The following is a 13,647-nucleotide window of genomic DNA, read 5'->3' on the forward strand; positions in this document are numbered from 1 at the left end:
AGTTAGTCGCCGCGTCGAGCGCGAGTCCCGCATCGGCGGCCGAGCCACGCGAGACGCGAGCGAGCAAGGTGCCGTCGATCGGTGAGCGGTCGTCGAATCGACGTGCAGACGACACCCGCTGGCCACCGATCCAGTGATCGGTGCTCACCACGACGCCGTCGACGTTCGCGAAGTTCATCATGCTTGTCTCCTGGTTCGGGCACCGGACGGTGCGCCGGGGACGAAGGGGCTACGGGACAGAACCCGTCAGCCGAAATGCGATCCGCCGTTGACGTGCAGCGTCTGCCCGGTGACGAAGGACGATCCGCCGCTCACGAGATAGGCGACGGTTCCGACGAGATCGCCGGGGGTCTGCTCACGTTGCAGACAGCGCCCGGCGATCGCTCGGTCGCGCGCGCCGGGACTGCGGGAGTGCAGGTCGTCGTCGGGGACGTAGTCGGGTGCGATCGCGTTGACCCGAATGTCGTCGGGGCCCAGTTCGCGTGCGAGCGACCGGGTCATCCCCCCGATCGCGGCCTTGGCAGCTGCGTAGTGCACGACGTTCGCCAGGCCCTTGTACGCGGTCGCGGAGGACACGTTGACGATCGAACCGCCACTGCTCTTGCGCATCCACGGGACGACTGCGCGGATCGCGTTCCATGTGCCCTTGACGTTGATCTCGAAGCACGCGTCGAAATCGGACTCGGGGATCTCTTCGAAAGGCCCCCGCACCATGGTCCGGAAGTAGCCGGCATTGTTCACGAGGGCGTGCACCGCGCCGAACTCCTCGTACGCACGACGTGCCATCGCCTCGAGCGTGTCGACACTGCGCAGATCGACGTCGACTCCGATCGCACGAGAACCGTTCTCCCGCAACTGCGCAGCGGCCGCCTCGCTCCCCCGGAGATCGGCGACCACGACCGCCGCCCCCTCCCGCGCGAGCGCGGTGGCGTACGCCTTGCCCAGATGGACTGTCGCGCCCGTGACGACGACGACGCGTCCGTTCAGTGCACCCATTGCCTCCCCCTCCTGTCGTTCGTATCGTGCGTGTCGTACGTGTCGTACGTGTCGTACGTGTCGTACGTGTCGTACGTGTCGGTGTCGGTGTTCGTGTCGGACCCGTCCGTCGGGGCCGGGCCAAGAGGCTCGCCCGGCCCGGTGTGCATCGGGGCGCGGTGATCGAAACTGTGGCGCCCGGTCCAGCGCTCCACCGGTTCGGCATCGATTCCCAACAGATCGAGTGCTCGTACGACCGTGTGATCGACGATGTCCTGCACGGTGTGCGGACGGGTGTAGAACGCGGGAACCGGCGGCATCACGATCGCGCCCGACGCGGTCGCCTCGGCCATGAGTCGAATGTGCCCTGCGTGCAACGGAGTCTCGCGGAGCAGCAGGACGAGTCGGCGACGCTCCTTGAGCGTGACGTCGGCCGCCCGCACGAGCAGGTTCTCGTCGTAGGCGTTCGCGACACCGGACAGCGTCTTGACGCTGCACGGCGCGACGAGCATGCCTGCGGTGCGGAAAGACCCGCTCGAGATCGCGGCGGCGAGGTCGCCGTCGGAGTACGTGTGCGTCGCGAGCGCCGTCACGTCGGCGACCGTCATCCCGGTCTCCTGAACGATCGTCGCGCGGCCGCTCGACGAGACGACGAGATGCGTCTAGACACCGAGTGCCCGCAGCATCTCGAGCGCCCGGATACCGAGGACTGCGCCCGAGGCGCCCGAGATGCCGACGACGACGCGTCGCGAGGAGTCCATGTCAGCCTTTCGTCGTGGTGGGGAGGCAGAAGTCGAAGTCGCAGCCTTCGTCGGCCTGCAGGACGTGATCGCGGTAGAGCCGGGAGTAGCCGCGCTCGTCGCCACATGCGGGCGGCTGCCACTCCTCCCTGCGCCGATCGAGTTCCTCGTCGGAGACGAGGAGCTCGAGCGAGCGCTGCCGCACCGACATCCGGATCCGGTCACCGTCCCGAACGAGGGCGAGCGGGCCCCCCACCGCGGCCTCGGGAGCGATGTGCAGCACGATCGTGCCGTACGCCGTTCCGCTCATCCGCGCGTCCGAGATCCGCACCATGTCCTTGACGCCCTGCTCGGCGAGCACCTTGGGGATCGGGATGTAGCCCGCCTCGGGCATCGCCTCGGCGACCGGTCCCGCATTGCGCAACACGAGGACGTCGTCCGCGCGCACATCGAGATCGGGTGAGTCGATCCGGTCCGCCAGATCCTGCAGCGAATCGAAGACGACGGCGCGTCCTTCGCTCTCGAACAGCGACTCGTCCGCCGCCGAGCGCTTGAGGATCGCTCCACCGGGCGCGAGATTGCCCGAGAGCGAGACGATTCCGCCGACGACGGACACCGGTGTCGCCACCGGTCGGACGACCCGCTCGTCGCGCCACGGATCGGTGTCCGCGAGCACGTCGCGCCAGGTCGTTCCCGCCACCGTGGCGCAGTCGAGGTTCATCAGGTCACCGAGTTCGCGGAACACCGCGGGTACGCCGCCCGCGCGGTGGAAGTCCTCCATGTAGTGCTCGCCGGAGGGCTTGAGGTCGACGAGGACCGGAGTCGTGTCGCTCAGCCCGTTGAGTTCCTCTGCGGTGAAACCGAGGCCGAGACGACGTGCCATCGCGGTCAAGTGGATGACGGCGTTCGTCGAGCCACCGATCGCGAGCAGAACACGCAGGGCGTTGACGACCGAGTCCTTCGTGACGATCTCACTGGGCCGCACCGCGACTCGAGCGAGCTGCGTCGCGAGCGCCCCACTCGCCTCGCCCGCTCGGAGGCGGTCCGCGTGCACGTTCGGGATCGCCGCCGTGCCCGGCAACGACATGCCGAGGGCTTCCGCGATGCACGCCATCGTGCTCGCGGTGCCCATCACCGCGCAGGTGCCCGACGTCGTCGCGAGATTTCCCTCGACGGCGGTGATCTGCGGCTCCGTGATCTCGCCGGCGCGGTACCTGCCCCAGAAGCGCCGGCAGTCGGTGCACGCACCGAGCCGTTCGCCGTGATAGCTGCCCGTCATCATCGGGCCGGTGACCACCTGTACCGCAGGCTTGTCCACCGAGAACGCACCCATCAACTGGGCGGGCACGGTCTTGTCGCACCCGCCCACGAGCACCACCGAGTCCACGGGCTGGGCCCGCACCATCTCCTCGACGTCCATCGCCATGAGGTTGCGAAACTTCATCGACGTCGGATGGAGAAACGGCTCACCCAGCGAGATCGTCGGGAACGCCACGGGCAGCCCGCCCGCGAGCATGACGCCCCGCTCGATCGCCGCGACGAGTTCGGGCATCTGCCGGTGACAGTTGTTGAAACCGCTCTCCGACGTGGCGATTCCGATCGTCGGACGGCTCAGGGCGTCCTCGCCGTATCCCATCGACTTGGTGAAGCTGCGCCGCAGATAGGCCGCGAAGCCGGGATCGCCGTAGTGGGTGAGATTGCCCGTCAGACCCTGCGGCCCGTCCGTGGACTCGGTGCCGGTCATGCCGAGGCCCCGACCTTCAGCTCGTTGACCGCTCCCTTCGGCTGCTCGCCCGCGAGCGTGTCGAGCAGATTCTGCACCGCGAGATCGGCCATCGCACAGCGGGTCTCGACCGTCGCGCTACCGATGTGAGGCAGCAGGACGACGTTCTCTAGCGTCATGAGCGGGTCCTCCGCGGGCAGCGGCTCGGTGGTCATGACGTCGAGCGCTGCGCCTGCGATCGCACCACTGCGCAGGGCGTCGACGAGCGCCGGTTCGTCGATGAGCGTGCCGCGCGCCGGGTTCACGAAGAAGGCACTCTCCTTCATCGCCGCGAACTCGGCGGCACCGATCGATCCGGCGGTCGATGCGTCCAGCGGCACCAGCACGATGACGACGTCCGACTGCGCGAAGAGGTCGTCACGCGAGACGTAGCGGGCGTCGCCGGGCACCTCGCCGTCGATGGGTGTCCGGTTGTGGTAGGTCACGTCCATACCGAGCGCGTGCAGCACCGGCGCGACCTTCTTGCCGATCCGGCCCAGCCCGAGGATGCCGACCGTCTTGCCGTGGACGTCGGTCGTCAACGGGAAGGGGTTTCCGGCGACCCACTGGCCGGCGCGCACGAACCGTTCCGCGCGGGAGAGCCCACGCACCGCGTTGAGCACCGCACCGACGGTCAGCGCCGCGACGGCATCGTCGAGGACACCCGGGGTGTTGCAGATCTGGACGCCACGCTCGGTCGCCGCGGGCACCTCGATGTTGTCGTAGCCGACCGCGTAGTTGGACACGGTCTTCAGCGACGGCAGTTCCGCGAGTACCGACGCGGTCACCGGCTGCTTCACGGTCGTGAGCCAGCCGACGATATCGGCGTGCTCACCGACGGTCTCGGCGGTGAGCACGGTGGACGACGGCAGGGTCACCACGTCGTACTCGGCCTCGATGCGGCCGAGGAGATCGTCCGCGAGGGGCGCGGAGACGAGGACCTTCTGCTTGTTCTGCATGTTTGCTGCTCCTGTTGTTCGAGAGTCGGTCAGATCTGGTTCTCGGGAATCGTCACCGCGATCCCGTCGAGGCCCGCGGTGGCCTCGATCTGGCACGCGAGCCTGCTGGTCGGCTCGCACTCGGGGCTGAGCCCCACGAGGACTTCTTCCGTGGGATCGAGCGGGCCGGATGCGTCGAACCACTGCTGGTCGACGATCACGTGGCACGTTCCGCGGATCGCGCCGCCTCCGCACTCGGCGACGATTCCCTCGACGCCCTCCTGCCGGGCCGCCTCCATGAGGGTCAGACCCTCGTCGACGTCCAGCACGACCGCGGGATCACCCGACTTGTAGTGAAAGGTCGCTTTCATCCGATTCACCTGCCTTCACTGTGGTGGCGAGTTCACGCAGTCCGAGCGCGAACTGCCGTGGGCTTCCGAAGGCTTCGACGCTGACGAGTGCACCTCGGCAGCTACGACGAACGACGAATCCGCCGTCCTCGGTCTCCTCGACGCTGTCGACGACGCTGTCGGTCGCACCGACGAGACCTGCGATGCGCAGTTGGGTTCCGTACTGCTCCGACCAAAAGGTCTCCGGGCGGAGGGCCGGCGGCGGGGTGCCGGCGATCGCCGCTGCGGCGATGCGGGCCTGCGCCATCGCACTCGCGACGGACTCGACACCCGCCGACACGCCGGAGGCGGTCCGCGTGATCGCGACGTCGCCGATCGCATAGATGTCGGGATCCGATGTGCGACAGCACTCGTCGACGACGATACCCCGTGCCGTCTCGATACCGCTCGCGGCGGCGAGCTCGTCACGCGGGCACGCGCCGATCGCGAGGACCGCCCAGTCGACGTCCAGCGTCCGGCCACCGCGCAGCGCGATCTCGATCCCGCCTCCGGACTCGACCGCACCGCGCCCACCGGTCACGGCTGTGACTCGCTCGCCGAGAACGAACCGTATCCCGCTGTCCTCGTGGATCTTTCGAATCCGTTGCGCAGTGTAGCGAGACACCCGCCCCGGCAGCACATCGGCCGTCGACTCCACGACGGTCACCGAGCTCACCAGTCCCGAGAGCGAACTCGCCGCTTCGAGGCCGAGGAAGCTGCCGCCGATCACCGCGACGCGATCACCCCGACGTGGCGCCACGGCGAGAGAATCGTCGAGCGTCCGGATCGTGTGGATCCGGGACGACCCGGCCCACTCCGGGCGGATCGCATCGGCACCCGTCGCCAGGACCAGTGCGTCGTAGGCGATCTCCTCGCCCGCGGCGGTCCGCACGACCGACCCCTCACGATCGATCGCGACGACCGGATCACCGATCCGCACCGAGACGGACTTCGCTTCGTAGGCGCGCTCCGAACGGAGCGTGAGCTTCGCCGGATCGGTGGCACCGCCGAGAACGCCCTTCGACAGCGGTGGCCGTTCGTACGGGAGATGCGCTTCACCGCACACGATCGTGATCGGGTCGCCGTATCCGGCGGAGCGCAGCGCGAAGGCGACCTCGCACCCGGCCTGTCCCCCACCGACGACGACCGTTCCCGCTCGCGAGGCCATCAGAAGAACACCGTGAGCGACTTGGCGAGCAGAACGTTCTGGTCCAGCCGGATCTCGCGACGCGCCAGCCCGAACGATCCGTCCGCGCGGCGGCGCCACGTGTCGAACCGCTTGCCGACGAACAGGTTGACCTCGTCCTCCTGACGGTTCTGGTAGAGCAGCAGCTTCGATCGCACCGTCACCTCGCCGCTCGCAGGTTCCGTGCCGACGATCCGGACGTTGGTCACGAGCCGGGAGACACGCGAGACCGGCTCCTCGGACCAGTGCATTCCGGTGCGCAACTGCGCAACTCGCTTGGCGAGCGTCGACTTGTCCTCGTCGAACCACGCCATGTCCTCGCCTTGCCGGGTCGTCTCGCCGGTCTGGCGGCTCTGCACGTTGCGCACGAGCGGCATCCAGTAGACGAGATCGTCCTCGAGCAGGTCGAGCCATGCCGCGAACTCGCGGTCGTCCAGGAGATCGGCCTCCGTGTAGTACCTCTCCTCGATCTCACGGAGCAGTTCCGGAGTGGGCAGCGCCGGAACCGCGCTCGCGGGTGCGACAGAACCCGCGCCTGCCGCCGTCATCGGGTGTGCTCGCTCTCGGGCATCGGGATCTCCTTCCACGAGGACGCCTTCATGAACTGCGCCCACCGCCGGTAGAACGCGCGCGCGTTCTCTTCGTTGAACTCCCCGTTCTCGACGGCGTTGTCGAGTTCGGGCACGGGCCGCGCGTGACCGAGGCCCATCTGGTAGTTGAAAAAGAGTTGCCTCGACCGCCAGCCTTTGCTCGCCCGCGTGGCGTACGCCCAGTTCTCCATGTCGTCGGACTCGGTGAGGCCACCCGGGCCGGAATAGCGCATGTAGTACCGCCTCGCCTCGTCCTTCACGACCTCCGGCGCGTCCTCGTCGACGAGGAAGATCCGCCACATCTCCGTCTCGGTCGCGCTGATCGGGTGCACCCACGCGATCGTTCGCGGCTGCCGTCCGTGAAAAGACATGCTGGGAAAGATCGTTCCCACACTCATCGCGACGCGCATGTCGTCGCCGAGGCGCTCGACCCGGCTCTCGTGGACCTTGCGGTAGTACTCCTGCACCTCGGGGTTCTCACCCCAATTGCCCGAGACCCCGTCGTACTCCTCGTGGAAGGGCAGCTGCCCGATCACACCGTGGCCGTGCTCGGGGAAGCACAGCGTGATGCGGTTCCCGAAGCTGTCGCGGCGGCCTTTGCCGCTGGGACCGATTCCTACCGCATCGACCGAACGGTGGCTCACGTCGTGGTACAGATCGCCGATGAAGTTCTCCGGGATCATCTTCCAGTTCGCCTGGACCCGCCACTTCTGCACACCGCCGATGACCTCGGCGCCCCCCGGGCGCCCGTCGCGATAGTCGAGCGCGTAGTCGAGGTACAGCCGCATGTCACCGAGGTAGTCGAGCAGCGGCGGCGCCTCCTCGTCCCAGGACGCCCACACCGTGCCCTTGTAGATCTCGACGCGGGGAACCGAGATCAGTCCCCACTTCTTCTTGTCGAGTTCCGAGTGGTAGTGAGTGTCGTAGCCGGGAACGTTGTACAACTCGCCGGGCCGATCGACGAGACGACCGTCGGTCGAGAAGCTCCAGCCGTGGTACGGGCACGTGAAGGTGCGTGTGTTCCCCTGGTCCGACCGGCAGAGCTTCATGCCCCGATGTGTGCAGGTGTTGAGCAGTACGTGAATCTCCCCGGCCTTGTCACGCGTGAGGATCACGGGATCGGTTCCCATACGCGACTGGAAGTAGTCGTTGGGTTCCGGTACGAGACCGACGTGACCCACGAAGAGCCAAGCCCGGCCGAAGACGTGCTCGAGTTCCTGCTCGAATAGTTCGTCGTCGACGAAGATCTCGCGAGCGACGACGCCCTCGACATCGACATCGACCAGTTCGTCGATGGACTTCTTCATAGCGACTCCTTCGTGAGGGCTGTTCGCGAACGGACCGTGCGGTGCTCGGGCGATCAGCCCATGCCGCCGGTGCAGACGTATTTGATCTCGGTGTACTCGTCGAGCCCCCAGTGCGAGCCCTCCCTGCCGATGCCCGACTCCTTGACGCCACCGAACGGCGCCACCTCGGTGGAGACCGAGAAGTCGTTCATCCCGACCATGCCGAACTCGAGCCCCTCCGCGATCCGGGTGAGCCGTCGGTAATCGGTCGTGTAGCAGTAGGCGACGAGCCCGTACGCGGTCGCGTTGGCGCGGCGGACCACCTCGTCGTCGTCGTGGAAGCGCATCACCGGAGCGATCGGGCCGAACGTCTCGTCGCTGCAGCACCGCATCGCGTCGTCGGCGTCGAGCAGGACCGTCGGCGCGAAGAACGCCGGTCCGTGCTCGTGAGCGCCGCCGCCGCACGCGAGCGTCGCACCGCGCTCGACAGCATCGTCGACGAGCGACGACATCGACTGCGCTGCAACGGGGTTGATCATCGATCCCACCTCGACCCCGGCAACCGCGCCGTTGCCCACGGCGAGAGCGCGGACGCGAGCGACGAAGGCCGCGACGAAACGGTCGTAGATGCCGTCCTGGACGTAGATGCGGTTCGTCGCGACGCACGCCTGGCCGGCGTTGCGGAACTTCGAGCGCACGGCGCCCTCGACGGCCGCGTCGAGTTCGGCGTCGTCGCACACGATGAACGGAGCATTGCCGCCCAGCTCGAGCGAGACACGCTTGACGGTGCCGGCCGATTGCTCGCCCAGGAGCTTGCCGACCCGGGTAGACCCGGTGAAGGTGAGCTTGCGGACGAGTGCACTCGACGTGAGCTCCCCGCCGATCTCGCGTGCAGTGCCGGTCACGACGTTGAACACACCCGCGGGGACGCCCGCACGATCGGCGAGCCGGGCCAGGGCGAGCGCCGACAGCGGCGTCTCCTCCGACGGCTTGACGACCATCGTGCATCCGGCTGCCAGCGCGGGCCCGGCCTTGCGTGTGATCATCGAACTCGGGAAGTTCCACGGTGTGATCGCGGCGACGACACCGACCGACTGACGGATCACCTGGAGCCGGCGGTCCGCGCGATCGGTGGGGATCGTCTGGCCGTACGCCCGGCGTCCCTCTTCGGCGAACCACGTGAGAAAAGCTGCGGACGCGCCGATCTCGGCACGGGACTCCGCGAGCGGCTTACCCTGCTCGGCGGTGAGCAGCGCGGCGAGCTCCTCCTCGTGATCCGCAATGAGGTCCGCCCAGCGGCGGAGCACCGTCGACCGCTCTCCGGCGGTGCGCGCCCGCCAGTCGTTCCACGCGGCGTGCGCTGCCTCGATCGCGACACGTGTCTCGTCGGCGCCCATCTTCGGCACCGATCCGATACGCCTTCCGGTCGCCGGGTCGACGACCTCGACGACCTCACCCGAGTCGGCGGCCGTCCACCGTCCGTCCACGTACGCGCGGTCCAGTGCCGCGGCGGTGAGATCCACGTCCGTGCGGACGTCTGCTGCCAGTGTCACGTCATCAGTCCTTCGAAAGAGTGCTGTCCTCACATCGCGCGAGAGAACGAGTTCGGATGTGCGGCGGCGACCGCGGTCAGCGCGTGATCCACTCGCGCAGGTCGATGGCGGCCGCGCCGGGAATCACGGCGCGCTCGGGACGATCCGACGCCCGCGCCGCGATCGGAGCCGTCGCGACGATCCCCATGCGCGCGGTCGTCCCGGTGTCGGTGAGGCGCTTGTTCACCGGATTCCCCTTCCCACCGGAGATCACCACGAGGTCCTCGTCGGCGCGGAACCATGTCGCGATCGCACGTTCGACGGCCTGCGCGTCGAACGGATCGACATCCCCGTCGACCACCACGACGAGCGTGACATCACGGTGAGCCGCGAAGGCCGCGAGCACCGTGTCCTTGCCGTCGCCGTCGTGCGCGGTGTCGACGGACACCACGACGTGGAACTTGTTGAGCCCGCCGCCGGTCACGTTGATCGCCCGTACCCCGGGGATGCCGCCGCGCATCGCGGTGAGCATCGCGGGCTCGTTGGGCAGACCCATGAGCAGCAACTGCTCGGACGATCCCGAGATCATGCCCTGGTACACGGGATCGCGCCGGTGCGTGACGGCGTCGATCCGCACGACGTGGCGCTGCGTGACGCCTTTGTAGAACCCCGCGAACTCCGCGAACGGCCCCTCGTTGCCACGCTCGTTCGGCAGTACGTGCCCTTCGAGCACGTACTCGGCACGAGCGGGCACCATGAGCGAGTTCGTGACGCCGCGCACGAGTTCCTCAGGCCGCCCGCGCAATCCGCCGGCGATACCGTACTCGTCGGCCCCGAAAGGGACCGCCGACCCCGAGGTTCCCGCCGCGAAGCGCAGCGGCGCATCCACACCCACGACGATCGAGACCGGCATCGGCAGGTTCTGTTCCTCGTAGGCATCGAGGATCCGGTGCAGATGCCGCGGGACGATCACCATCCGCAGTTCACGCGGCCCCTTGACCTGCATCCGGTGGTACGACAGATTGCGCTGCCGTGTCTCGGGATGCTCGGCGGTGACGATTCCCGACGTGATGTAGGGGCCACCGTCGTGCTCGAAGTGGGTGAGGACGGGCAACGCGGTCAGGTCGACCTCGTCGCCCGTGCGCACCGTCTCGTGAACGGGCGCATCCGTCACCTCGATCGGCGAGATCGGACACGACAACGCCCGCGCGTAGCGATCCGTGAGCGATCCGGCGGTCACGCCCAGCGCGAGTGCCACCCGTTCGCGTGTGGCGTCCGTTCCGATCACGACGCTCGCACCGCGGTGGCCGACTGCGCGGAACATCAGCGCGGGGCCCGCCGTCACGTCGGCCCGATGAGCGATCGCCGCGAGCTCGTGGTGCGCCGCGACCGTGCGGTCGACGATCGCGAGTTCGCCTGCCGCATCGAGCCGTTCGATCTGCTCGCGCAACGACGTCACCGCTGCCGTCGTTGTGGTCGCCGTGTCCGAGTTTGCCGTCGTGTCCGAGTTCACCGCTGCCATTTCTGTCACCTCACACCACAGCGCGATCCTGCTCGGGAACACCGAGCAGTCCCATCACCCGCTCGTATGCGGCCTCGACGGCCGGGTCGGTCAGGCTGCGGGGATGCTCGGCGTCGATCGTGATGTGGTCGAGAACGCGGCCGGGCCGCGCGGACAACACGATCACCGATGTCGCGAGCGAGATCGCCTCCATCACGTTGTGGGTGACGAACACGATCGTCGAACGACGTTCCAGCCACAGGTCACGCAGGAACAAACGCTGCGTGCGCGCCGTCATCTCGTCGAGCGCGGAGAACGGCTCGTCCATGAGCAGCATCGCCGGCTCCGTCGCGAGCGCGCGGGCTATCGAGACTCGCTGCTGCATTCCGCCCGAGAGCGCCGCCGGGTAGAAATCGCCGTAGTCGGAGAGGCCGGCGGCAGCGAGGTACTCGGAGGTCTGCTGCTGGAACGGAACCCGCCTGTTCTGCGACCTGGCCGCTCTCGTGATCTCGAGGTTCTCCTGGACCGTCCGCCACGGCAGCAGCCGGGCGCGCTGGAACACGAATCCGATCTCCTCGGGCGACGGCGCGTCCAGTAGTCCGCTCGTCGGCTTCTGCAGTCCCGACAGGATGTTGAGGAGCGTCGACTTGCCGCTGCCGGAAGGGCCGAGGATCGCGACGAACTCACTGTCCCCGACGGTGAAGGAGATGTCGTCGAGCACCTGCAACTGTTCTCCGCCGGGAACCGCGAAGCTCTTGCACACGCCGTCGAAGGTGATGATGGGTTCAGGCACGCTGTTCTCCTTCCTCGATCACGGTGGACTTTCCTCCGCCGAACTTGCCCATCGGGCGTTCGCGCCACAGGAAGGCGCGCCGCTCGAGCGGCCGCAGTACGACGTACTCGAAGAGAGCGACGAAGATCATGAAGCCGATCGTCCAGGCGATCACCGCGGTGAGGTCGTAGAGCTGGAACGCCCGGTTCACCTGATAGCCGACGCCGTCCGAGAGCCCGAGCAGCTCGATCATCACGACGTACTTCCAGCAGACACCGAACGCCTGTCGTGCCGCCGTGATCGCCGGCCCCGCGAGCTGCGGGAGGATGACGTGCCGGAACTGCGCGTAGCGGGAGTAGCCGAAGACCTGCGACATCTCCTGCAGATCGGTGTCGAGTCGTTTGGTTCCCTGCCAGAAGTTCACGGCGATCATCGGCACCGCGAGGTATCCCATCGCGATGATGGCGCTCGACTCGTTGAGGCCGAGCGCGATGAGGATGATCATCGCGATGAAGATCCCCGGCTGCGACATCCCGGTGACGATGAACAGCTCGAAGAACGACTCGCCCTTGCGCGACCGCCCCATCGCCGTTCCGATGAGGAAGGCGGTGACGTACGCGATCGCGAATCCGCCGAGCACGCGGCGGACCGTGAGCCACATCTGCTCGTAGAACTGTGAGCCCGTCAGCAGTTCGTACAGCGCACCGAGCGTGTCCGGGACGGTGGGCAACACCGAACTGAGGACGGTGGTGCTCGCGACGACCCAGAGCAGCAGGACCGTGAGGAGAAAGGCCAGCCGAAAGATCATGGCCGAGCCGAGGATCCGTGAGATCAGCGACGGCGCCGACTCGTTCTCCGTGGTCCGCGTGCGCTCCGTACGAGGGCTCGTGTCCTTGGGCGCGGTAACGGTCACGACTGCTCACCTCCACCGTCGAACAGCACCATCGTGTCGATGTCGTGCTCGCGCTGCAGCAGACCGATCTCCCGCGCGCGCTCGAGTTCCTCTTGCGCGAAGGTCAGGTTCTCCTCCGTGTAGGCGGGAATGAGCAGGGGCGCGAATCGCTCGAACAGCAGGTCGGTGCCCTCGGGCGCCGTGAGATTCACCGCGTCCGCGTTCGCCTCGTAGATCGACTTGTCGGAACCGGCGATCTCCGTGGCGCGCGCGGCGAGGCGCTGCATGAGGTCCGCATCGTTCTCCTCGAGCCAGTCCGATCGCGCGGCCCAGTTCTGCGACGGCGCGAGCGACTGTCCCGCTTCCTCCCAGTAGTGCGCGGTATGGAACAGCTCGCGGTAGCCACCCTCGGTCAGCATGCGCGTGGTGTTCGGCTCGTATTGGGTGATCGCCTCCATCTCCCCGGTGTCGAGCAGACCCTGGAGCAGTCCGCCCGAATCGGCGAGCATGAGCCGATAGTCCTCCTCCATGTCGATCCCCATGTCCTGCAGGACGAAGTACGACTCGGAGTAGACGCTGACGGTCCGATGCAGCGACGCGACCGGCTCGCCGAGAAGGTCCTCGGCCGTCCGGTACGGCGAGTCCTCCTCGACGATCATCGACGAGTTGGCGGCCCAGGTGGGCGAGATGCCGACGACGTCGTGACCCTGTTCCTGTGCGGAGGCGAGGTTGACGATGCTCATGAAGCCCATGTCGATGTCGCCGTTGGTGAGAGCGATCTGGGCGGTCTTCTGCGCCATCGGCTTGTACTCGACCTCCACGCCGAGTTCGTCGCCGGCCTGCTCGAGCGCCTCGACCATGAGGGCCGCGATCCCGACATCCGAACCGCCGACCACGACCTTGGGTCCGCTCGACTCGGATTCGGCGGAGCCGCATGCCGTCAGGGCCAGTACAGTGGCGACCCCGACGCCGAGTGCGCGCAGACCACGGCCTGTACGGGGTGTGTTCTCAGGAGCCATGTGTGGGCCTTTCCTGACCGATTGGTTGACTCTGCCCCGCGCTCGTCGAACGAAACCCGGATTCG

Annotated in this window: 12 protein-coding genes and 2 pseudogenes; all 14 read right to left on the bottom strand. The window is 67.5% G+C overall.

Annotation, left to right across the window (positions count from 1 at the left end):
- Nucleotides 1-181 (bottom strand): annotated as a pseudogene (locus tag RR1_RS15880) (hypothetical protein); the annotation flags it as partial.
- Between the two features lie 65 nt (nucleotides 182-246).
- Nucleotides 247-996, bottom strand: a complete 750-nt coding sequence (locus tag RR1_RS15885; RefSeq protein WP_010839873.1) for an SDR family NAD(P)-dependent oxidoreductase — start codon at nucleotides 994-996, stop codon at nucleotides 247-249.
- Nucleotides 984-1,625: pseudogene (locus RR1_RS15890) on the bottom strand (UbiX family flavin prenyltransferase); the annotation flags it as partial. The pseudogene RR1_RS15890 and the gene RR1_RS15885, both read right to left, overlap by 13 nt.
- 112 nt (nucleotides 1,626-1,737) lie before the next feature.
- Nucleotides 1,738-3,459: a dihydroxy-acid dehydratase gene (locus tag RR1_RS15895; protein ID WP_010839876.1), complete on the bottom strand. Its 1,722-nt coding sequence runs from the start codon at nucleotides 3,457-3,459 to the stop codon at nucleotides 1,738-1,740.
- Nucleotides 3,456-4,436 (bottom strand): 2-hydroxyacid dehydrogenase, encoded by a 981-nt coding sequence (locus tag RR1_RS15900; protein WP_010839877.1) that lies wholly within the window; start codon nucleotides 4,434-4,436, stop codon nucleotides 3,456-3,458. The genes RR1_RS15895 and RR1_RS15900 overlap by 4 nt, the downstream gene beginning before the upstream one ends.
- A gap of 29 nt (nucleotides 4,437-4,465) precedes the next feature.
- Nucleotides 4,466-4,786 carry a 2Fe-2S iron-sulfur cluster-binding protein gene (locus RR1_RS15905; protein ID WP_010839878.1) on the bottom strand — a complete coding sequence of 107 codons (321 nt, stop codon included), beginning with the start codon at nucleotides 4,784-4,786 and terminating at the stop codon, nucleotides 4,466-4,468.
- The gene (locus tag RR1_RS15910; RefSeq protein WP_010839879.1) at nucleotides 4,755-5,972 is read right to left on the bottom strand and encodes an NAD(P)/FAD-dependent oxidoreductase; all 1,218 of its coding nucleotides are present in this window, start codon (nucleotides 5,970-5,972) and stop codon (nucleotides 4,755-4,757) included. Before RR1_RS15910 ends, RR1_RS15905 begins: the two co-directional genes overlap by 32 nt.
- Nucleotides 5,972-6,538 carry a 3-phenylpropionate/cinnamic acid dioxygenase subunit beta gene (locus RR1_RS15915; protein ID WP_010839880.1) on the bottom strand — a complete coding sequence of 189 codons (567 nt, stop codon included), beginning with the start codon at nucleotides 6,536-6,538 and terminating at the stop codon, nucleotides 5,972-5,974. Before RR1_RS15915 ends, RR1_RS15910 begins: the two co-directional genes overlap by 1 nt.
- The gene (locus RR1_RS15920; protein ID WP_010839881.1) at nucleotides 6,535-7,887 is read right to left on the bottom strand and encodes an aromatic ring-hydroxylating oxygenase subunit alpha; all 1,353 of its coding nucleotides are present in this window, start codon (nucleotides 7,885-7,887) and stop codon (nucleotides 6,535-6,537) included. The genes RR1_RS15915 and RR1_RS15920 overlap by 4 nt, the downstream gene beginning before the upstream one ends.
- Before the next feature lie 53 nt (nucleotides 7,888-7,940).
- Entirely contained in the window at nucleotides 7,941-9,419 is a 1,479-nt protein-coding gene (locus RR1_RS15925; protein ID WP_010839882.1) for an NAD-dependent succinate-semialdehyde dehydrogenase, read from the bottom strand.
- A 76-nt stretch (nucleotides 9,420-9,495) separates the two neighbouring features.
- Nucleotides 9,496-10,920 carry a UbiD family decarboxylase gene (locus RR1_RS15930; RefSeq protein ID WP_010839883.1) on the bottom strand — a complete coding sequence of 475 codons (1,425 nt, stop codon included), beginning with the start codon at nucleotides 10,918-10,920 and terminating at the stop codon, nucleotides 9,496-9,498.
- Between the two features lie 10 nt (nucleotides 10,921-10,930).
- Nucleotides 10,931-11,692, bottom strand: coding sequence for an ABC transporter ATP-binding protein (locus tag RR1_RS15935; RefSeq protein WP_010839884.1), 762 nt, complete (start codon nucleotides 11,690-11,692; stop codon nucleotides 10,931-10,933).
- A complete protein-coding gene (locus RR1_RS15940; RefSeq protein WP_010839885.1) occupies nucleotides 11,685-12,584 on the bottom strand; it encodes an ABC transporter permease in 900 nt (299 codons plus the stop codon). The genes RR1_RS15935 and RR1_RS15940 overlap by 8 nt, the downstream gene beginning before the upstream one ends.
- Nucleotides 12,581-13,582: an ABC transporter substrate-binding protein gene (locus RR1_RS15945; RefSeq protein ID WP_010839886.1), complete on the bottom strand. Its 1,002-nt coding sequence runs from the start codon at nucleotides 13,580-13,582 to the stop codon at nucleotides 12,581-12,583. The genes RR1_RS15940 and RR1_RS15945 overlap by 4 nt, the downstream gene beginning before the upstream one ends.
- Between the last annotated feature and the right edge of the window lie 65 nt (nucleotides 13,583-13,647).

Origin of the sequence: Rhodococcus rhodnii NBRC 100604 (assembly GCF_001894925.1) — a bacterium.
Classification (GTDB): Bacteria; Actinomycetota; Actinomycetes; order Mycobacteriales; family Mycobacteriaceae; genus Rhodococcus_F; species Rhodococcus_F rhodnii.

Excerpts from the sequence above, each read along its gene's own strand:
- RR1_RS15885 (WP_010839873.1), bottom strand. The coding sequence starts at position 996 with ATGGGTGCACTGAACGGACGCGTCGTCGTCGTCACGGGCGCGACAGTC.
- RR1_RS15895 (WP_010839876.1), bottom strand. The coding sequence starts at position 3,459 with ATGACCGGCACCGAGTCCACGGACGGGCCGCAGGGTCTGACGGGCAAT.
- RR1_RS15900 (WP_010839877.1), bottom strand. The coding sequence starts at position 4,436 with ATGCAGAACAAGCAGAAGGTCCTCGTCTCCGCGCCCCTCGCGGACGAT.
- RR1_RS15905 (WP_010839878.1), bottom strand. The coding sequence starts at position 4,786 with ATGAAAGCGACCTTTCACTACAAGTCGGGTGATCCCGCGGTCGTGCTG.
- RR1_RS15910 (WP_010839879.1), bottom strand. The coding sequence starts at position 5,972 with ATGGCCTCGCGAGCGGGAACGGTCGTCGTCGGTGGGGGACAGGCCGGG.
- RR1_RS15915 (WP_010839880.1), bottom strand. The coding sequence starts at position 6,538 with ATGACGGCGGCAGGCGCGGGTTCTGTCGCACCCGCGAGCGCGGTTCCG.
- RR1_RS15920 (WP_010839881.1), bottom strand. The coding sequence starts at position 7,887 with ATGAAGAAGTCCATCGACGAACTGGTCGATGTCGATGTCGAGGGCGTC.
- RR1_RS15930 (WP_010839883.1), bottom strand. The coding sequence starts at position 10,920 with ATGGCAGCGGTGAACTCGGACACGACGGCAAACTCGGACACGGCGACC.
- RR1_RS15945 (WP_010839886.1), bottom strand. The coding sequence starts at position 13,582 with ATGGCTCCTGAGAACACACCCCGTACAGGCCGTGGTCTGCGCGCACTC.